Raw genomic sequence first — 19,242 nt, 5'->3', positions numbered from 1 at the left:
CTGAACAATAATAGCATGAGAATATTCAATAAAGCTAAACAACATGTTTTCTTTTTCGCTAAAAAAGGGTATACTTGTATTAGATTTAGAATAAATTAAAAATGACTGAAGATGTGTGACCATCTTCAGTCTATACAATAGCTGGGTTCCCTTCAAGGGAGACTGGCACGATTAGAGATATTCCACCCTATTAATGAGCCGCGAACTCAAGGGTGGATTTTATTTATGGTTTTTATCTGACATAATCGCAACTATTAACGCTCCGAAACTGATCATCAGCATTAATCCTTCTGCAATTGTCATTAGCACCACCCCCCTTCGGGAATGATGCCGTCACCCTTGAGTTACCCTTTTATACTATTGTTCTATAATTATACCATTTCCAGCACTGATATTGCGCTTTATAATGAATTCAACCTGCCATAAACTGCTTGTAGTTTTTATACTATAATTAAGAAAGAGCGATAGGGAGCCTTTCACACACCATTGAAAATACGTATCCAGACAATTTTTCAACGGAAAGAATGAAAATGAAGCGTAATGGAAGATTGTACATTGATTATGTGCAGCATGGAAAAGACAAAACAATTATTGCTCCATATTCACCACGAATGACCAAAGAAGGAACTGCAGCCGCTCCTTTATTTTGGGAAGAGATCAAAGAAGGATTACATCCTGGACAATTTACTATAAGTAATGTTATTGAAAGAACAGCACAATATGGATGCCCTTTTACAGATTATTTTTCTTTAAAGTCGACACAAGAGATGGAAAAAATGCTACATTTAGTGAGAAAGTAAAGCGATAGCTCAGGAGGAATACAGGTGGCAAATAATCTAATTCTAGCCTCATCATCACCAAGAAGACAAGCACTGCTGAAACAGGCAGGTATTGCTTTTTCCATTCGAATTCCTGATGTGGACGAATCGCAAGTAACAGTCCATGATCCAATTGAAAAAGTAAAACAATTAGCCACAATAAAGGCGGAAAATATCGTGCTTCATTCTGAGCAAGAGGTGATTTTATCCGCAGATACAGTAGTTTCTTATAAACAAAGAATTTTCGAAAAGCCTCCTCATAAAGTAGATGCTTACCAGATGCTTTCAGCGCTAAGCGGTGAGGTACATGAGGTTGTTACTGGAGTTATGATCCGTTCCTTACAGAAAGAAATCGTTTTTGCAGAAAGTACACAAGTTGTATTTTGGCCGCTGACAGACGAGGAATTGGAATGGTATGTATCAACAAATGAACCATATGACAAAGCGGGCGGTTATGGCATTCAAAGTCTTGGAGCGATGTTTGTTAAGGAAATTAGAGGAGATTACTACAACGTAGTCGGCTTACCCATTTCCCGTGTTGTGAGGGAGCTTAGAATGTTTTCAGTGTATCCTGATTAATATTAAGCAGGAGGAGGAGAAGTACTGCCTCCTCCTCTCCACTACCTGCTCAGCCATTAAATTTTAAGCTTATTGACGTTTTTTTGTTCTTTTATTGTTAAACTTCTCATTTGCTGTCAGCGGTTCATTAGCAAATTCGTGGTCATACTCTTTAGAAAGTCTTTTTCTCACAGCCTGCTCATCACTGAAACCACCACTGCTTAATTTTTTCTTGCTCATCTAAAACACCTCCCATTCTATTTTCTTCAAATGGAAGGAAATTATGAGCAGATGGAATTTCCATTTAATATTAATATGTTGTTTTTACAATAATAAAGAGCCAGAGCACCATCTCAAGAAAGGCTCTGACTCTTTATTATTTTAAATTAAAATGCACTTACTCGACAATTTCCATTTGGAAATCTGCAATCCTTAAGTCTGCATTTTCCATATTTATCGTATCAAAAATTTCTTTCTGTTCTTCTGATATCTGAAGAGAAAAAGGAACCGCATGATTCGGTTTTAAAACACCAATTTGGTCCCCCGGAATGTTTACGTTCAGATTCTCCCACAAATAAGCCCCATCTTTATTTCCATAAGTCATCGTTAATGAAATATCTGTAATCGAGTCTGGTAATCGATTAACAATTAGAAACAGAAGCGACCTGTTTCCATTTTCATCAACTAAAGATCTGTAAGGAAAGAAGGTAACATCGTTCGGTGCGCCTAATTTGGGATCTGCCGCTATTGCTTCATTCAACATCCCATAGACTTGACTGTCTTCCAATACCACCCCTGCATCTTCATCTACTTTTGATAGCTGCAGCTGAATATCTTCTGCATCTTTTGCCTGTTGTGAAACTGGTGTTGTTTCTTCTTCCTTAGTGATTGCCTTTTTTTCAGATTCCTGTTCTTCTACAGCTTCACTGCTTGTTTTATTTTCTGTTTCCTTACTTTCCGTTTCACTTTCTTCGTTTGAACTCGCACAACCTGTAATCATTAATGCTGTCACAAAAGTTATAACAATAAATAATAGCTTTTTCATCCTTGACCTCTCCAATCCTTTTTCCAGAAAGTGTGAATATCATCACACGAAGCTTATTGTAGCACACGATAGACATGGCAGGTCAATAAGGATAAAGGAGTGTTTTTGAACAGACTGCTAACTCTCCTTTTAGAAAAATCTCATCTATCGATTATTCGAATAATTGACATCTATCTCTAAATAAACGAAAATGTTATAGATATCTATTGGAGAGGACGAATTTATTTTGAGCCAGCAAGAGCAGTTTTCATCACGAATTGGTTTTATTTTATCTGCTGCAGGAGCAGCAATTGGTCTCGGTGCCATTTGGAAATTTCCTTATATCACAGGACAAAATGGTGGTGGGGCATTTCTTATCATCTTTCTTTTATTCACATTAATACTCGGTTTGCCGCTTTTAGTAGCTGAGTTCACTATTGGCAGGACAGCCCAGAAAGATCCTGTTAACTCCTTTAAAACAATTGCTCCAGGAACAAAATGGCATTATATTGCCATTCTTGGGATGACGACTGTTTTTATTCTGCTTTCTTTTTATAGTGTGATCGGCGGCTGGATTATTACGTACTTGGGCAAAATTGTCACTGGTGGTTTAAATGGATTAAACGAAGCACAGTATGCGGAAATGTTTGGAGAAACCATCGCAAATCCGCTGATTACACTTAGTGCGCAGTTTATTTTTATTATGATAACAATCATCGTTATCACGAGAGGCGTTCAAAATGGGATTGAGCAGGCAAATAAAATTATGATGCCAGCCCTCACAATACTTTTTATCATTCTTGTTATCCGCTCGGTTACGCTTGACGGTGCACTAGAAGGTATCGCCTTCTTATTTCAGCCTGACTTTTCAAAAGTAACATCAGGTACAGTACTTGAAGCAATGGGCCAATCTTTCTTTACATTAAGTGTCGGTGTTACGGCTATGATTACGTATAGTGCATATTTACCAAAGGATCAGAATTTGCCGCGTTCAGCCTTCTCAATCGTTGGTATGAATATTATGGTAGTGCTTTTGGCAGGACTTGTTATTTTCCCAGCTGTATTTGCATTTGACTTATCACCGAACGCCGGACCTGTCCTCGTATTTAATGTATTGCCAACCATTTTTAGTCAGCTCCCATTAGGGATGTTGTTTTTCGCAGCTTTTTTAATTGTATTCTTATTCGCTGCTTTAACTTCAGCATTTTCCATGCTGGAAGTTATTGTTGCTGTCATTTCTAAGGGAGATGCTGCAAAAAGAAAGAAATGGGCATGGATTATTGGACTCGCAATCTTTGTCTTTGGCATTCCATCCACACTATCCTATGGTGTATGGAGTGATGCGACGCTATTTGATAAAACAATCTTTGACCTGGCAGATTATATGGTAAGTAATATACTTATGCCTCTTGGCGCCTTATTTATAGCGATTTTCGTTTCATTTAAAATGAAAAAGTCAAACCTGTACGAAGAACTCAAACAAGGAAGCAGCATCAAATATGGCGTATTTCAAGCATGGTTCTTCCTTATCCGCTATGTTGTACCTATTTTAATTGTGCTTGTCATGCTGGATGTTTTAGGGATTTGGTAAAAGATTTAGGGGGGGGCTCTCTCCACCTAATAAACGTAAAAACTAAAACAGGTAAAGAGAATGCTTCTCTTTACCTGCTGTGGCGGACGGTGAGCCAAAATCGATGCGCGTTACCGTCCTCCTCAAAAACCTTATTGTCCTAATGCTTTTAGAATGCTTTCCGGGTCATAGCCAATAACCCATTTGCCATTAACTTCAGTTTGTGGCACACCCATTTGTCCTGTTTCGTTGACGACCCTCTGCATCATCATTGGATCTTTCTCCACATTAACTTCCTCGAAAGCAATATCTTTTTCAGATAAAAATCCTTTCAGCATGGTGCAGTAAGGACATTGTGTTGTTGTATAGACTGTAATATTTTTTTCCATCACCATACCTCCGTATATATCATTCCCCATACCCTATTAGGTATGCAGCAGTTTAAAAAAATATTCTGGAACCAAAATCGAATTGCTTTTTCATTTAGCATTTTTATTCTTAGAACCAGGCACCCATACCGCCTTTAACGTTGTATATCTTTTCGAATCCTTGTCTCTTCAGCATTTTGGCTGCCTTTGCACTTCTCATGCCGCTCTGGCAAATAACAACAACCTCTTTCTCCTTATCTAATTTATCCGCTTTACTAGCAAGATTAGATAGTGGGATATTTTTAAAAGGCTTGCGGTGATTTGCTTTATATTCTCCTGGTGTACGGACATCAATGAATTGGACATTGTTATCCTTAAACTTATTTTTAACTTCTTGAACATTTATATTCGCAATACCCTTAACCGGCATAAAACGGCTGGCTAAAAATGCGATGATTAAAATGATGATAATCCATTGTATGATATCCATTTTCAGTACTCCTATATCATTAATTTTTAAGCAGAAATGGAGTAATTACTCCATTTCTCCTTCCCAATCCAGCATGCCGCCCGCCATATTGGTTACATTATAACCATTTTGGACTAAGTACTGACATGCATTTCCGCTTCTGCCGCCTGAACGACATACCATGTAGTAATGCTCATTTTTATCTAATTCCGCTAGACGTTCCGGAATTTCTCCAAGTGGAATATGTTGTGCTCCTGGAATTATTCCTGCTGCAACTTCTTCGTCTTCTCTAACATCAACTATATTCAGTTTTTCACCTGCAACTAATTTTTGTTCCAATTCTTTTGCTGTTATTTCTTCATTCATAATAAATCCTCCAAATATTTTTAAGTTTTTGTACCTAGTTTGGTATTGATTTCTTTTTCACATGAATTGCTGAACTTATCTGCTTTTCACTAATAAATTTACAGCTTCTTTTACAACTTCATCCGTATTTTCGCCATTCGCTATATTTTCCCGGACACATTGCTCTAAGTTCATACTGACAATCAAACCGATTGTACGGTCAATTGCACTTCTCGAGGCAGATAACTGTGTAATAACATCCCTGCAGTCTTCGCCTTTTTCAATCATACTTAAAACACCTTTGATCTGTCCTTCCACTCGTTTGAGACGGTTGACAACTGATTTATCATATTCCATTTTCTAATCACTCCTTGCGCAGAGACTCTTGCCGATTGGATGCATATCACTCGAATTTATTTTTATTTAATACACCTCAAAATAATATACCTGCATTATATACCCTTACAGGTATGTAAGTCAATTCTTTGAGACATGTATTTCATTTATCGAGTTCTTATATATACTATATTAAAATATCCAGCCACAGCTTCACTGCAGTACCTGCTATCATAAGTGCCAAGATGATTTGCAAAATCCCCGTATTCATTTTCTTGCCAGCCTTTGCTCCAAGTGGTGCTGCCAGCAGGCTTGCCGCAATCATAATAATTGCTGGCAGGTAATCTACTTGACCTGTAACAAGTTTACCTGCACTCCCTCCAATCGAAGAGATAAAGGTTACAGCTAAGCTTGTTGCGATTGTCATTCGGGTTGGAATGTGGAGAACCGTTAACATAATCGGCACAAGCAGGAAGCCTCCAGCAGCACCAACGATGCCAGATGCTATTCCGACGATTAATGCTAAAATTGCTGCCAGCGGTTTATTAAACGTCACTTCATCCAGCGGCATATCATCTACTTGCTTTTTTGGTATAAACATCATGACTGCTGCAATAACAGCTAGAGTACCGTACACAATATTCACTGCTTGTTCAGATAGAAAGCTGGATCCATAGCTGCCAATTAAACTCCCAATCAGGATGGCCCCACCCATATAGGCGATAAGCTGTTTGTTTAGGTATCCCCCTTTTCGATAAGCCCATACCCCAGCGATTGAAGCAAACAGTACTTGTACAGCACTGATACCAGAAACTTCGTGAGCGGTAAATGCAACCAGGCCAAATAATGGAGGTATATATAAAAGCATCGGATATTTAATAATAGATCCGCCCACACCTAACATTCCCGATAGGAAGGAACCAATAAAACCAATTGCAAAAATGACGATGATAAAAGTTAAATCCATTTGACAATCCTTCTTTCTAATTCAGAATAGCGAGTAGGCACTGCTACTCGCTATTTGGTTTTCATTATGCTTTTTGAATATAGAAATAAATGACTTCATCTTCCGTTTTTTGTTCTACTATCGTGTGACCACCTGCATTAGCCCATGCAGGAATATCGCTTAAAGCACCTTTATCTGTCGCAAGTACTTCTAATATTTCACCTGTGTTCATCGTATCCATTGCTTTTTTTGTTTTAACAACAGGCATTGGACAAGATAAACCTTTCGCATCTAATGTTTTTATAACATCCATTTGAAACACTCCTTTTTTAATGTTTATAACTAAATTTTGTAATCATCGACTTAAATACTGCCGCATTCAATTTATTACTGGAAATTTAGCGAACCGCACAACGGTTTGGTCCGATTTCCATTTCAGTTTGTTCATCATTTTCTGGTGACATTTTCCCCATATTTACTTGGCGAATTTGTTCGTAAGCATTTGGCTGTGGCGGTAAATTATCCGTAACCGTGCTGCGGAATGCAGCTTCGTCTTCAATATTTAAACCATGGTTTTCTTTAAATAGATCACCAAGACGTCTTGCTACTGTACCATCTTCATTTAGTTCATCAATAATCATAAAGTGTGCAGGCAATACCACTAAGTCTTCTGCTAATGCACGGTATCTGGAATATAATGTTTCTCTTAAGTCACCAACCCAGTCTCCTGCTAGTCCCGCTAAGTCCGGGCGTCCGATGGAGTCGATGAATAAAATATCGCCTGTTAATAAGAATTGATTATCAATGACAAACGAAGTAGAACCAATCGTATGACCTGGTGAATAAAGTGCATTTACATCAATTTGAGATGCACCTATTTTCACACTTAGATCTTCTGTAAGTGCTGTGTAATCAAACACGACTTCCGTTGCATCTTTTGGCGGCAGATAATATGCTGCACCTGTTTCCGCTGCAATATGACGTCCACCAGAAATATGGTCTGCGTGTAAGTGTGTATCAAATACATGCTTGATTTCTGCACCTTTTTCTTTTGCAAAGTTTACAAATACATCTGTGAAACGCACTGCATCTATAATTGCCGCTTCCCCATCAGAAATGACCATATAGGACAGGCAGCCTTTTCCTAAACGTACAAATTGATACAGCTCTCCGCCATTATTTAAATCAGCAACTTTAATCGGCTCAAGATAGCTGCTCCAAGACTTCATTCCGCCTTCAAGATATGCCGCTTCACGACCAGCCTCTGACAGCATTTCTGCTACCATCACAGAGGAACCTTCCTTCGCACATACAACCAATACTTCTTTATCAGTTGGAAGCTTCGGTAAAATTTCTTCCACACCATCTAATAATTCAAAGTAAGGGATATTTAAATATTCAAATTTATGCCCCTCAATTTTCCAGTCTGCAAATGCATCTCTATTACGTACATCTAAAATAAATAGTTCTTCATTATCAATTACTTTTCGTGCAATCTTTGCTGCTGTCCATTTATTTACTGTCACTTTAAGTTACCCCCCTAGGTATATTTAAATCTTTTTTTATGCAGTGGAGATATTCCCCACTGCATAAAGTTTTTAAAAAGGTTAATTAGAAAGTTAATGTTGGTGCTGCATCTTTTGCAAATTCGATAAAGGTAACTGCTCCGCCAACTTCGATTCCATCGATAAAGTCTTCTTTTGTAAGACCCATTACATCCATTGTCATTTGGCAAGCAATAAATGTAACACCAAGATCTTGTGCCATTTCCACTAACTCTGGAATAGAAGGCACATTTGCTTTTTTGAAACCTTCCGCAAAATGTTCTTTTCCTTCTGGCATCTCTAAGTTATGCATACCTTGCTTATGAATTAAGTTCAGTCCTTCAAACGTGAAAAAGATTTGCACCTCTTTTTCTGACGCTGCTGCTGCTGTTGCGATATTAAATACTTTGTATGCATCAAACAATCCACCGTTTGCTGCGATAATAGCTACTTTTTCTGACATCATCTATTCCTCCTAAATTTCTTTTGTTATGTTGCCTTTCCAATCATGCATGCCCGGCAATACGTTATAAACTTTAGAAAAGCCTTTTTCTGCTAAAAGCTGTGCTGCCAAATCAGAGCGATTTCCAGTTCGGCAAATAACATAAATTTCTTTGTCTTTATCCAACTCTTCAATTCTTGCTTCAAGCTCACCCATTGGAATGGATTTTGCTCCTTCAATATGCCCAAATGCATATTCTGCTGCTTCACGAACGTCTAAGATTAAGCCATCACGAGATTCAATTTCATTAAGTGAGACAGTGTGTTCATAAGATTTTTCTACTGTCGGCTCACTATTGCCTTTCCGAATGTAGTGATGAAGCACATCGTCCTCTTCCACTGTTCCTAAATATTGATGTCCAACAGAATGTGCCCAAGCAGCTAAATCTGCTTTAGACCCTTTATCTGTTGCCAGCACTTCCAATACATTGCCTTCCTCAACATCCGAAATCGCCTTTTTCGTTTTCACTACTGGCATTGGGCAAGCCAGGCCTTTGGCATCTAATTGTTGATTTGCTTTTATCATTAAGCTACCCCCCCTGGTATTATAGTCACTAAAAAAATATATCGTCGTCCCCCTCCATTTACCTATGGGGGTATAATTTACAGTAAAAAATATTACCATATACAACGACGTATATAGGATGCCTGTCATATTTCTCCACAGATTTTTGCCTGTGAAAAATAACTACATGTCCTATAATATACCCCGTCGGGTAAAATGTCAAGCCTTGCATTTATTTTATAAAATTTGACCTAAATACTGCCTGTATATGAAGGCATTCTCTAAGCCTGTCAGGGAGCAATCCCAGTTTCTTTAGGCTTAGAGAATCCTTATCAAGGACAGTATTATCGATTTACAGTCAGTTTTGTCCAAGAGAGCGCTTATCGAAGACAGTTTTCCAAATTTCAGTATCTTTATTCCCGAAGTTATAATCGAAAATCATCGAATATATTCTGCTCCTGATGCAGCACTTATATTATGGTTCTTGTTGCTGCGTGCGCGAAAACTATTTTCTAAATCTTCAAGTGAACGTCCTCTTGTTTCCGGTAAGTATTTTTTTGCAAACAGGAGTGCAATTATGTTTAGTGCAGCAAAAACAAAGAACGTGATGGCCAATCCAAGATAATTAAGGGCTGCAGGGAATGCAAAAGTGATCATAAAATTTGTCATCCAATTAAAAAAGACACTCACACCCATCCCCATTCCACGCACACGAAGTGGAAAGATTTCCGAGAGCATCAGCCACGTTGTTGGTGAGATTGCTCCTTGCATAAAGGCAAGAAAACTAACAGTTAATGCGAGTACAACATATGGTTGTGCCGGCGAACCTTGAAGCAGCATCGAAGCCATACCAATCAGAAGAAGTGAGGCTATCACACCAACCTGTCCTACCATTAACATCTTTCTGTGAGAAACTTTACCAAGGATATAGACACCTATCCCGGTTGCAATCACCGCAATGGCCCCATTAGCAATATTACTGACGAGTGCAGCGTTTGTACTAAAACCAGCATCTCTCAGAATTGTTGTTCCATAATACATAATTGCGTTAACCCCTGTGATTTGCTGAAGCACGGCAACACCAATTCCAATGAAGACAATTCGGCGTACCCAAGGAATGTTTAAATCCTTGAATGTTGCTTTATTCGTATTTGAAGTTCTTTTGACGGATGTTTTAATACTGTCGAACTCCATTTCAGCCCGTTTCGGCTCCCGAATTTGTTGCAAAACATGCAGACCCTCTGACATTTTTCTTTTATGGATAAGCCAGCGCGGGCTTTCAGGTACGATACGCATGCCAATCCAAAGAACAATCGCTGGAATAGCTGCAATCGCAAGCATGTACCTCCAAACGGCATCATTGCCAGTAAGAAGAACTGTAGCAAGCAATGCATTGAGCGTGTAAGCTAAGAATTGACCGGTAACGAGCATAAGTTCATTCTGCGTAACCATCCTGCTTCGCCGCTCGACTGGTGCAACTTCTGATAAATAAGTTTGTACCGTTACAGAAGCCCCGCCTACAGCCAGTCCAAGGAAAAATCGGGAAAATACCATAATCATTGCTGTGGGAGCAAGTGTACATGCGATTGTCGCAACAAAGAATAAAGCGGCAAGGTAACGAATGATCCTGCGGCGTCCAAATTGGTCAGACAGCAACCCTCCAAAAACAGCGCCAAAAGCTGCCCCAAGCACAAGGGAACTTGCTACTAAGCCTTCTGTAAAAGCGTTCAGATCTAACTGTCCAGGCTTAGCCATAAAAGGCAGCGCCCCATTGATTACACCTGTATCATATCCAAAAAGCAATCCACCAAATGTTGAAAAAATCATGATTATCGTTAAATAGTTATTCGAACTGATAGGTCTTTGTTTTCTCTCTCTTTTGTTCATTTCAATGCTATCTCTCTTTCTCATATATAGCGATGTTCCTCTCTAGATGATTAAAACCAATTTATTATAAAGTTTTGTTCAAGAGACAGTAATTAGTAAGCACATTGAAAAAGTAAACATCGGAATTGAATAAAAATGAAAATAAAAATACTATTACCAGAGTAATAGCAAAATGATTTTAATCTATCCATTTAATATATACTGCTGTTTCCTATATTTTACCTTTCACTTTATTTTTTCATGTTTCCTATATTTTTGCTTCTTAAATCACTGTACTTTTTTGTTTGTCCTTTTGTGTAACTTCTCTTTTAAATCGCCATTTTATTGTAATCCCTCCGTCTATCTCTGTTTATTACTATCTTTTACCCATGTAAATAAAAAACAAAACATCTTGTACGCCTTACCTAAAAGTCGAACATAAAACACTGCGATTTCAATAATTTTCCTAAAATAATTTCTTTTTTATATGGTATAGACATAACTTCGACAATGTCTTATTATAGATGGTCCGATTTTATTATGTTTTAATGAGCTGGGATATCTATGTGGTATAGGCCGCTTTTTCTTTTTATTCTCTTAACGAGCATTCAGTGCAGAGGATAACCCCTGCTGAATGAAGTTTCACTTTATGTAAAGGGGTGTTGCAATATGATGCAAAAAAACTTTTCCAGAAAAACAATTCTTTTTATTTTTATGCTTGGGACATTCGCTATTGGAATGACGGAATATGTCGTCACTGGTCTGCTCACACAATTTGCAGAAGATCTAAACGTAGACATATCAACAACAGGATTGCTGCTAAGCGTCTACGCCATCAGTGTGGCCATATTTGGGCCGTTGCTTCGAATCATGACAATCAAATATTCACCAAAGCCGCTGCTTCTATGGTTTATGGCTATATTTTTCATCAGTAATATGATTGCCGCCAACGCGCCAAATTTTGAAATCCTATTATTATCCAGGTTATTATCAGCAACCATGCATGCTCCATTTTTCGGGGTCTGTATGAACTTAGCTGTGCGTATTTCCGCACCGGCTAAGCGGACAAGCGCCATTTCTGCGGTGCAAGGCGGTCTAACAATTGCAGTTATGTTAGGCGTTCCTTTCGGTTCGTTTCTCGGCGGAGTGCTTGACTGGAGACTTGTTTTTTGGTTCATTGCCATCATTGGATTGTTGACTTTTATTGGACTAGCTATCGTTACACCAAATGCGAAGCCTGTTGAAGCAGCAAATTTGAAAAAGGAAATTAGAAACTTAAAGAATATAAATGTCCTTATGGTGATTGCGATTATTGTGTTTGGCCTTTCGGGAATTTTCACTGCTTATACGTTTATTGAGCCAATGCTGCGAGAAATTGCTGGTTTTGATATTAAGGGCATCACGTTTGGATTATTCTTCTTTGGACTTGGCGGTATTGTTGGAAACATTGCTTCCGGAAAAATTCGTCCAAGCCGTCTAACATCATGGCTTATTGTCTCTCTCGGGGCCTTTTCTATCATCCTTGCGCTCTATACGTTCTTGATCCAACATGCTCTCTTGGCAATCGTCATGAGCTTCTTGTTTGGAGCAGGAGCATTTGGCTTAGCACCTATCTTAAACGCGAAGATTATTATCGCTGCACCAGAAGCTCCATCATTATCCGGTACCGTTGCTGCTTCCGTTTTCAACCTGGCCAATTGTATTGGTGCCACGCTTGGTTCATTTTTACTTGATGCGGGTTTGGTATATACCGTAATCACTATGGTTGCGGCGGCAATGATGCTCTTGGGGATGATTCTCGCCATTGTCATGTTTAAAGTGGAGGATAGGTCATTATTCCAGGACATAGAATAAAGCGATTTAACATAAAGTTTTCTTTTTCCTGGATGCTTTTTTATTTTTTCATTAGAATTTACAGAGGCATCATCGTATTAAATGATATGTCATAAAGTGAAACTTCAATCAGTGGGGATTTTGCTGCCTCTTAACCTGCGATAAAAAAGTAAACAAAGTCAACCATCCCCCATTCTTATTTTAGATTAAGGATGGGGGAGTTTTCATATGTTAGCGGTTTTGTTCCTTTTAGATTGAAAAGTTTAGCATAGTTAAACAAAATCATTCATATAGTTTAAATGACCTTTATCCTTTTCTCCCTTTATCTAATAGGTCTTCAACATACTCCTTTAAATCATCATTATTCGTGCGAAGCATACGATACACTCCTTTAAGTCTTTGTTTTTAAATATCTTGTACTTGAAAAGAGGTTTTTATACATGAGAATTGGAATTGAGATGAAAGACGAAACATACGAAAAAATAAAGAATATGGTAGACTGGATTAATTTAGACAATTCCTTCCGCGGCAGAAATGATACTCCAGAGGCTAAAATTGAGGACTTTATAAAAGGAGCAGCAATTTCTAAACTATTAGACATAGAGGCAATGACGCCGTTACTAAATACCAGTTCTGGGGACGACTTAGTAATAAAAAATCGATTTAAGGAGATTGCAAAACAAAAGAAAATAAAACAAGTTGATATTTGTAAAAGGACTGGAATTAAAAAAGCAAACCTCAGTTTAATCTTTAATAATGAAAAGACGTTAAGAGCCGACACTTTCTTTGCTATTTGGCTAACATTAGGTTGTCCACCAATTCATGAATGTTTATATTTGAAAAAGACGAACTAAAAACGAGTAAAAAACTCGTTTTTTTATTTTTTTGGAATAGTACAAGCTATCATTACCATACGTTTAACTAAACGAAATAAAACAAGACAAAAGTTTCCAGTAAGTGAACTGCAGAATATCGATCCGCCTTTTTACAGCAAAACACATTTGAATACTGAACATAACTGTATAAGTTTTTTAAAAATGACCCTTCCCTCTGAGCTGAGAAGAAAGGGGTTGAGAGAATGACGGTTTTCGAGAGCTTGGTCATCTGTATTTCGTTTGCTTCTTTGCTCGTAACTGTGCTGTCTTTTCACCAGAAAAAATAACCACCCCTAACGCATCCCAGCAATTAGTGTGGTTATTTTTCTTTCATTTATGAGCCCGCCCCTTTATGAGCTGCTGCATAAACGGCTTGGTGTTACAGCACCAAGCTTCTTTTATATTCTATGGCTATTTTGACATCGTGATACCAAATTTTATCCTTTTTAAAATATAGCAAACGTTTTTTTCACTTGCTGTACTTTCCTTAAAATAAGCAGTATAAGCTTGTCTGTTATGGTTAAACTATTCGTAATCAAATATCAGAAAAAAAGGTGGAAAGAAGATATTGTAAATTATACTTTCCAGTAATTGATGCACATACCACAATCCCTAGATAATTGTTGGATAAAAGACATCAAAGTGAATAAGTTGTGTTCCATAAAAGCACAGCCCCCATTTCGTTCAAAACGGGGGCTTCCTGTCTAGTTAAGTACTTCGACTGTATTCATTAACTCATACTGACGAAGTTTTAATTCAAATAAAGTAAGTGGATCACGAAAGATTTCCGGATTATCTTGCATCATATTGATAGAATTATTATGTTTTTCAATATCAATCTGTACTTCCTCCATTAAACGATGAATCTCTTCCATTGATTCTGAGAAAAATCTGTTTGTATCCCACTCGATCGACTTCTCAAACAACTCCAATTGCAATATAAATGGTTGCATGATTTTCTCAATCACTTCACTATAATCTTTATTCTCAATATAGTTCTTATACCTGTTATGAATCATTTCTTTATTTTTCATGGAGCCTAACAGTTTACCTGCACCTTTTAACAGCAGCTGGGAAGCATTATTGCGCAACATGATATTTACCTCTTCATGATTTAAAAGTCCCCTTGATATCCGCTCCATGTCTCGTTTCCAATCGTTCAGCACCCCGAAATCACCCTGCAATACAACCTTTTCTTGATTATATTGCTGATTAATTCTTTCACTGTATTCATTGAATAAATTTTGACAGTCTTGAAACTCTCTTTCACAGGCTTCAATCCACTCGAGAATGGTATGGTTAAACTCATACAGGACATTCTTTTCCATATAGTGCGTAATCCGCTTATTCATTTCTTCATTTAATACTGTATGAAGTTTGGTAAAATCACTATCCTCCTTAACGAGTTCGGAACAATGCCGAAGTAATCGAGGTAAGTTATTCTTAACCTTTTCGTATAAATTACTTTTTAAGCTATCCAATGCATTTGCCATGATACTGACTTTCTCTATCTCCATATCACCTGACTGTTGCTGCATTTCATACAGTTCTGTCAGCAGCTCTTTGTTCCAGTCAATTTCTTTCATAATTTCGTTTTCCGATTCAACTCTTTGCTCGAGCAGACACTCTATCATAGCCTTAATAAAATTTCGGATTTCAGCTGGACTTGCCACTTCAATATTGATTCCAGCCATCAGAGGCCTCAAATTTTCATTTAACCTTTCTAATAAGCCTTCCTTCTCCGCCCATGACCTAATAGAATCAATCAGTTCGATTCCTTCTTGTCTGCCATTTTGGTTAGCATTTGATTCCACAAAATGATGTTCTGCCCTACTGACCAAAGATGCATCGAGAGTGGCTGGAAATACCTCATTCCAGGAAAGAATCGAGGTTGAGGAGATTAAGCTATCTGAAGCGGAAGATAACGCTAGCCAATTCGTTAAATGATCCTCTATTAGATTCGAAATATCCTGGATTAAAAACCTTCCACTGATTAAATCGAAGTATGTTTCTTTAAATAAGTCAGGGACCTTCTCCCACTTATAAGACTGTTCTACTTTTTGATTCAAAAGGAGCTGGTTCATCACTTCCAGCCATGGAATATAAAAGTCACCATGCTTATAACTGCTCCACAATACTTCAGTCAGACGCTCAAAACGGTGCATATCGATGTGTAATAAGACTGCTAACACCCCAGCAAAATAGCTTGGTTCATTTTTAGATGTGAGACCTTTCTCTGCATATCCTTCTAAAATCTCAAACCAAGAGACCGATTCTGTTCGTATTGCTTCATTAACAGCAAGCTCAACCGCATTTTCCCAATCATTAATATCCTCAAAGTAAGTCTTAGCTACTTTTGTCACATAGGAGTAATCAGGGTTTAATTCAACAGCCTTTTTAATTGTATGAACAGACCTCTCAAGCTGGTCTTGTTCTATGTACAGTGAAAACAGCTGCAATAAGACTTCTGACTTTAACGCAATAGACTCTGTTTGAACATCCATATAGAACTTTTCAGCTTCTTCCAATAATCCCATTTCCACATGTGCATCGGCTATATTTTTCTGTGCCCATGGAATGAATTCTTCATCTAAAGGATGCTGCCATTTATAAATTGCTGCTTCATAATCTTTATTTAAGAAATATACTTCCCCTTGAGAAAATCGAATAGAGGACAAATCTGGCAGTTCCCCCTTCATTTCTTCCATATACATTTCACCCAAAATCTTAATTGGATGCTCTTTCTCATTTTTATCTATAATCGTTTGATAATAGGATTTATTAATCAGCTCATTCTCAGGTGTCACAATACTCCCCCTCAATCATTTTTAATTCAATTAAGTAAAATACATATCTATACTATTCATATCTTACTTGTACCATTCCAAATGAAAAAAAGTAATTTAAAATAGAAAGTCTAACTATATTATATTCGAAATGAGTTCAGGCTTTATGGGGCGAAATGGAGTGGTAAATTTTACTAGTTACAATTGTTTTCTGCAAAAAGTAAAAAGATGTATCTAAAAAAAGTATATAGTAAAGCTTGGAGATATGATTTAACAACACTTTTGTTTTTTTAGTAAGCATATTTACATTTTATGTATATGTGTAGCCTTTCCTCAAAATAAAAACCCCTGGACTGTTAGTAAATAAAAATTCAGAAGGCATAAATATATATAAAATACTTACGGCACTAATAATAATCTTTTACATAAATTTACTTAAGACTGGATATCCAGTTACTGCCCAAGCACCATTAACAATTAAATTTGCGCCGTTCACATAAATAGCATCGTTACTGACCAAGAATATTGCAGGTCCGGCTTTTCATCCGGTTTCCCCAGCACTTCTCATTAGTATACGTTCCATATAGGCTTCATTTATTGCTTCCACATCCGCAAGCCCGCTTGCTTTTAATGCTTACATTTGTTGTTTTTTCATATCTCATATCAAACAACTGGAAGGAAAAAAGCTGGAATACATTATAATACTCAATAAGGAGCTGAATCTAAATGAAAACTTATACTTGTCCAGTTTGCGGATACGATGGGGTAGAAGATGAAACACCATACGAAGAGAATACTTATGCTCCCTCTTATTCAATATGGGTACAGTGAAGATCATGATGTAGATTTAGGATATATTGTCACACCTGATGAAATGAAAGAAGCCGCTTTTCAATTATATCGAAAACAGCGGATTGAAAAAAGGTGCAATAGTCGGTCATCCAGAAAGCTATCCAAAAGCATTTCAAGAAAAAGGAAATGTAAAACAAGAGATAGTCATTAAACAATTAAAACGCTTGAATCTACCATTAGATAACCTGACATTTCTTGAAGGGTTTAAACTTTGATATCTAATACTATATATCAAACGAAACTCTCCTTTCGAAAATAGTAGCTTTCCAATTAGAAGCCCATAAATGTATAGTAAAGCTATTGAAATATAAATCGGAAAACAGACACAAAAAAACGGCGTTTTAACGATTGAATTAACCGCTAAAACGCCGCTATACTAACGTTTATAGTACTTTTCGATACCGGTGGTCGGGGTCGAACCGACACTCCCGTGAAGGAATGGGATTTTGAGTCCCACGCGTCTGCCTATTCCGCCACACCGGCAGAGAAAAAATCAAAAGTTTGGAGGCGGTAACCGGATTTGAACCGGTGATAGAGGTTTTGCAGACCTCTGCCTTACCACTTGGCTATACCGCCACCATTATAAAAAAATGGAGCGGAAGACGGGATTCGAACCCGCGACCCCCACCTTGGCAAGGTGGTGTTCTACCACTGAACTACTTCCGCGAAATGGCTGGGCTACTAGGATTCGAACCTAGGCTACACGGGATCAAAACCCGATGCCTTACCGCTTGGCTATAGCCCAATAAATAATCAAATTAGAAAAAATGGGGCGACCGGTGGGGGTTGAACCCACGAGTGCCGGAGCCACAATCCGGTGCGTTAACCACTTCGCCACGACCGCCATCATCTAATAATATAAATGGCAGGGGTAGTAGGAATCGAACCCACATCAAAGGTTTTGGAGACCTTCGTTTTACCATTAAACTATACCCCTACTAAGTATTAACTTATAAAACAAAAAATGGTGGAGGGGGGCAGATTCGAACTGCCGAACCCTGAGGGAGCGGATTTACAGTCCGCCGCGTTTAGCCACTTCGCTACCCCTCCAACGTAATAATTGAAAGTGGCTCGGGACGGAATCGAACCGCCGACACACGGATTTTCAGTCCGTTGCTCTACCGACTGAGCTACCGAGCCATAGAATATATTCACTTTAAAATAGTGGCGGTCCGGACGGGACTCGAACCCGCGACCTCCTGCGTGACAGGCAGGCATTCTAACCAACTGAACTACCGGACCTTGGTTGCGGGGACAGGATTTGAACCTGCGACCTCTGGGTTATGAGCCCAACGAGCTACCAGACTGCTCCACCCCGCGATAATAAGAAATATGCAATTTTAATTCATGCATAATAATAAAAAGACTGTTCGTCGTGTCTTGGGAGTATCCAGAGAAGCTTGCACTCCTCACAAAGCCTATTCAAGATGCTTCTCAAAGAAGTATTCGGCTTTGCTCCACCCCGCGATAATAATAATCTTACATATTAAGTTGATGGTGGAGGATGCAGGGCTCGAACCTGCGACCCCCTGCTTGTAAGGCAGGTGCTCTCCCAGCTGAGCTAATCCTCCAACAATTAGGTTATGCTAGTGCACTTAATGCAACAGTTTATTGCGTGCTTAACATATATTCATTAAAATTGGTGACCCGTACGGGATTCGAACCCGTGTTACCGCCGTGAAAGGGCGGTGTCTTAACCGCTTGACCAACGGGCCATTAAGTAAGTTATAATGGCGGAGAGCGAGGGATTTGAACCCTCGAGGCCGCGTAAACGGCCTACACGATTTCCAATCGTGCTCCTTCGGCCACTCGGACAGCTCTCCTTAGAGCTTTATTACTTATATTAAAGTAAAATCATTCTGCCTGGCGGCGTCCTACTCTCGCAGAGACAAAGTCTCAACTACCATCGGCGCTGGAAAGCTTAACTGCTGTGTTCGGTATGGGAACAGGTGTGACCTTTCCGCCATCACTACCAGACATTTATTAATTAGAAGTAAATCATATGTATTTTTTTCGTGACAATCTCTATTATAACTAATTCACAGA

The 19,242-nt window shown here is 38.4% G+C and carries 21 protein-coding genes, 13 tRNA genes and 1 rRNA gene; 7 read left to right on the top strand and 28 right to left on the bottom strand.

The window, feature by feature from the left end; all coding sequences use genetic code 11:
- Positions 1 to 219 precede the first annotated feature (219 nt).
- Positions 220 to 303, bottom strand: coding sequence for a putative holin-like toxin (locus NST93_RS19350; RefSeq protein ID WP_405103977.1), 84 nt, complete (start codon positions 301 to 303; stop codon positions 220 to 222).
- 161 nt (positions 304 to 464) lie between these two features.
- Between NST93_RS19350 and NST93_RS19345 the strand changes: the two genes are divergently transcribed.
- Positions 465 to 800 carry a hypothetical protein gene (locus NST93_RS19345; RefSeq protein WP_405103975.1) on the top strand — a complete coding sequence of 112 codons (336 nt, stop codon included), beginning with the start codon at positions 465 to 467 and terminating at the stop codon, positions 798 to 800.
- A 24-nt stretch (positions 801 to 824) separates the two neighbouring features.
- On the top strand, positions 825 to 1,397 hold the full coding sequence (locus tag NST93_RS19340) for a Maf family protein (RefSeq protein WP_405099892.1): 573 nt from the start codon (positions 825 to 827) through the stop codon (positions 1,395 to 1,397).
- A 69-nt stretch (positions 1,398 to 1,466) separates the two neighbouring features.
- Here the strand turns inward: NST93_RS19340 and sspO are convergent, their stop codons facing one another.
- Together sspO and NST93_RS19330 are read right to left on the bottom strand one after the other, a co-directional pair.
- Positions 1,467 to 1,616, bottom strand: coding sequence for a small acid-soluble spore protein O (sspO, locus tag NST93_RS19335; RefSeq protein ID WP_405099890.1), 150 nt, complete (start codon positions 1,614 to 1,616; stop codon positions 1,467 to 1,469).
- 157 nt (positions 1,617 to 1,773) lie between these two features.
- The gene (locus NST93_RS19330) at positions 1,774 to 2,421 is read right to left on the bottom strand and encodes a hypothetical protein (protein WP_405099888.1); all 648 of its coding nucleotides are present in this window, start codon (positions 2,419 to 2,421) and stop codon (positions 1,774 to 1,776) included.
- Between the two features lie 226 nt (positions 2,422 to 2,647).
- On the opposite strand from NST93_RS19330, the gene NST93_RS19325 reads away from it, so the two are divergent.
- The gene (locus tag NST93_RS19325) at positions 2,648 to 3,991 is read left to right on the top strand and encodes a sodium-dependent transporter (protein ID WP_405099886.1); all 1,344 of its coding nucleotides are present in this window, start codon (positions 2,648 to 2,650) and stop codon (positions 3,989 to 3,991) included.
- Positions 3,992 to 4,122: 131 nt separating this feature from the next.
- On the opposite strand, the gene NST93_RS19320 is transcribed toward NST93_RS19325, so the two are convergent.
- The 10 genes from NST93_RS19320 to NST93_RS19275 all read right to left on the bottom strand — a co-directional run bounded on the left by NST93_RS19320 (position 4,123) and on the right by NST93_RS19275 (position 10,871).
- Complete coding sequence (locus tag NST93_RS19320; protein WP_405099884.1) at positions 4,123 to 4,359, bottom strand: glutaredoxin family protein; 237 nt, start codon at positions 4,357 to 4,359, stop codon at positions 4,123 to 4,125.
- 109 nt (positions 4,360 to 4,468) lie between these two features.
- Positions 4,469 to 4,828 (bottom strand): rhodanese-like domain-containing protein, encoded by a 360-nt coding sequence (locus NST93_RS19315; RefSeq protein WP_405099882.1) that lies wholly within the window; start codon positions 4,826 to 4,828, stop codon positions 4,469 to 4,471.
- Positions 4,829 to 4,873: 45 nt separating this feature from the next.
- Positions 4,874 to 5,173: a rhodanese-like domain-containing protein gene (locus NST93_RS19310; RefSeq protein WP_405099880.1), complete on the bottom strand. Its 300-nt coding sequence runs from the start codon at positions 5,171 to 5,173 to the stop codon at positions 4,874 to 4,876.
- Positions 5,174 to 5,248: 75 nt separating this feature from the next.
- Positions 5,249 to 5,509, bottom strand: a complete 261-nt coding sequence (locus NST93_RS19305; RefSeq protein WP_405099878.1) for a metal-sensitive transcriptional regulator — start codon at positions 5,507 to 5,509, stop codon at positions 5,249 to 5,251.
- Positions 5,510 to 5,675: 166 nt separating this feature from the next.
- Positions 5,676 to 6,455, bottom strand: a complete 780-nt coding sequence (locus tag NST93_RS19300; RefSeq protein WP_405099877.1) for a sulfite exporter TauE/SafE family protein — start codon at positions 6,453 to 6,455, stop codon at positions 5,676 to 5,678.
- Between the two features lie 64 nt (positions 6,456 to 6,519).
- Positions 6,520 to 6,747: a sulfurtransferase TusA family protein gene (locus tag NST93_RS19295; protein WP_405099875.1), complete on the bottom strand. Its 228-nt coding sequence runs from the start codon at positions 6,745 to 6,747 to the stop codon at positions 6,520 to 6,522.
- Between the two features lie 85 nt (positions 6,748 to 6,832).
- A complete protein-coding gene (locus NST93_RS19290; protein ID WP_405099873.1) occupies positions 6,833 to 7,960 on the bottom strand; it encodes an MBL fold metallo-hydrolase in 1,128 nt (375 codons plus the stop codon).
- An 85-nt stretch (positions 7,961 to 8,045) separates the two neighbouring features.
- The gene (locus tag NST93_RS19285) at positions 8,046 to 8,441 is read right to left on the bottom strand and encodes a DsrE/DsrF/DrsH-like family protein (RefSeq protein ID WP_405099871.1); all 396 of its coding nucleotides are present in this window, start codon (positions 8,439 to 8,441) and stop codon (positions 8,046 to 8,048) included.
- Between the two features lie 12 nt (positions 8,442 to 8,453).
- Positions 8,454 to 9,005, bottom strand: a complete 552-nt coding sequence (locus NST93_RS19280; protein ID WP_405099869.1) for a sulfurtransferase TusA family protein — start codon at positions 9,003 to 9,005, stop codon at positions 8,454 to 8,456.
- A 417-nt stretch (positions 9,006 to 9,422) separates the two neighbouring features.
- Positions 9,423 to 10,871, bottom strand: a complete 1,449-nt coding sequence (locus NST93_RS19275) for a sugar porter family MFS transporter (protein WP_405099868.1) — start codon at positions 10,869 to 10,871, stop codon at positions 9,423 to 9,425.
- 651 nt (positions 10,872 to 11,522) lie between these two features.
- Between NST93_RS19275 and NST93_RS19270 the strand changes: the two genes are divergently transcribed.
- The 3 genes from NST93_RS19270 (at position 11,523) to NST93_RS19260 (ending at position 13,845) form a co-directional block, all read left to right on the top strand.
- The gene (locus NST93_RS19270; RefSeq protein WP_405103973.1) at positions 11,523 to 12,704 is read left to right on the top strand and encodes an MFS transporter; all 1,182 of its coding nucleotides are present in this window, start codon (positions 11,523 to 11,525) and stop codon (positions 12,702 to 12,704) included.
- 419 nt (positions 12,705 to 13,123) lie between these two features.
- Positions 13,124 to 13,537, top strand: a complete 414-nt coding sequence (locus NST93_RS19265) for a helix-turn-helix domain-containing protein (RefSeq protein WP_405099866.1) — start codon at positions 13,124 to 13,126, stop codon at positions 13,535 to 13,537.
- 224 nt (positions 13,538 to 13,761) lie between these two features.
- The gene (locus NST93_RS19260) at positions 13,762 to 13,845 is read left to right on the top strand and encodes a putative holin-like toxin (protein ID WP_405103971.1); all 84 of its coding nucleotides are present in this window, start codon (positions 13,762 to 13,764) and stop codon (positions 13,843 to 13,845) included.
- Between the two features lie 417 nt (positions 13,846 to 14,262).
- Here the strand turns inward: NST93_RS19260 and NST93_RS19255 are convergent, their stop codons facing one another.
- Positions 14,263 to 16,365, bottom strand: coding sequence for a tetratricopeptide repeat protein (locus NST93_RS19255; RefSeq protein WP_405099864.1), 2,103 nt, complete (start codon positions 16,363 to 16,365; stop codon positions 14,263 to 14,265).
- A gap of 751 nt (positions 16,366 to 17,116) precedes the next feature.
- Here NST93_RS19255 and NST93_RS19250 point away from each other — a divergent pair.
- Positions 17,117 to 17,347: a hypothetical protein gene (locus tag NST93_RS19250; RefSeq protein WP_405099862.1), complete on the top strand. Its 231-nt coding sequence runs from the start codon at positions 17,117 to 17,119 to the stop codon at positions 17,345 to 17,347.
- Positions 17,348 to 17,595: 248 nt separating this feature from the next.
- Here NST93_RS19250 and NST93_RS19245 read toward each other — a convergent pair.
- The 14 genes from NST93_RS19245 to rrf form a co-directional block, all read right to left on the bottom strand.
- A tRNA-Leu gene (locus NST93_RS19245) sits at positions 17,596 to 17,679 on the bottom strand.
- Between the two features lie 19 nt (positions 17,680 to 17,698).
- Positions 17,699 to 17,772: transfer RNA gene (locus NST93_RS19240), tRNA-Cys, on the bottom strand.
- Positions 17,773 to 17,787: 15 nt separating this feature from the next.
- Positions 17,788 to 17,862 (bottom strand) — tRNA-Gly (locus NST93_RS19235).
- 4 nt (positions 17,863 to 17,866) lie between these two features.
- A tRNA-Gln gene (locus NST93_RS19230) sits at positions 17,867 to 17,941 on the bottom strand.
- A gap of 23 nt (positions 17,942 to 17,964) precedes the next feature.
- Positions 17,965 to 18,040 (bottom strand) — tRNA-His (locus NST93_RS19225).
- 19 nt (positions 18,041 to 18,059) lie between these two features.
- A tRNA-Trp gene (locus tag NST93_RS19220) sits at positions 18,060 to 18,133 on the bottom strand.
- A gap of 28 nt (positions 18,134 to 18,161) precedes the next feature.
- Positions 18,162 to 18,246 (bottom strand) — tRNA-Tyr (locus tag NST93_RS19215).
- A gap of 17 nt (positions 18,247 to 18,263) precedes the next feature.
- A tRNA-Phe gene (locus NST93_RS19210) sits at positions 18,264 to 18,336 on the bottom strand.
- Between the two features lie 25 nt (positions 18,337 to 18,361).
- A tRNA-Asp gene (locus NST93_RS19205) sits at positions 18,362 to 18,438 on the bottom strand.
- A 1-nt stretch (position 18,439) separates the two neighbouring features.
- A tRNA-Met gene (locus NST93_RS19200) sits at positions 18,440 to 18,516 on the bottom strand.
- 175 nt (positions 18,517 to 18,691) lie between these two features.
- Positions 18,692 to 18,767 (bottom strand) — tRNA-Val (locus NST93_RS19195).
- Between the two features lie 69 nt (positions 18,768 to 18,836).
- Positions 18,837 to 18,911, bottom strand: a tRNA-Glu gene (locus tag NST93_RS19190).
- Between the two features lie 16 nt (positions 18,912 to 18,927).
- Positions 18,928 to 19,019 (bottom strand) — tRNA-Ser (locus NST93_RS19185).
- A 38-nt stretch (positions 19,020 to 19,057) separates the two neighbouring features.
- Positions 19,058 to 19,173, bottom strand: a 5S ribosomal RNA gene (rrf, locus tag NST93_RS19180).
- Positions 19,174 to 19,242 lie beyond the last annotated feature (69 nt).

This window comes from Oceanobacillus sp. FSL H7-0719, from assembly GCF_045040795.1.
Lineage (GTDB): Bacteria > Bacillota > Bacilli > Bacillales > Amphibacillaceae > Oceanobacillus.
Note: the sequence above shows the minus strand (reverse complement) of the source record. Positions and strands in the feature narration are given on the sequence as shown.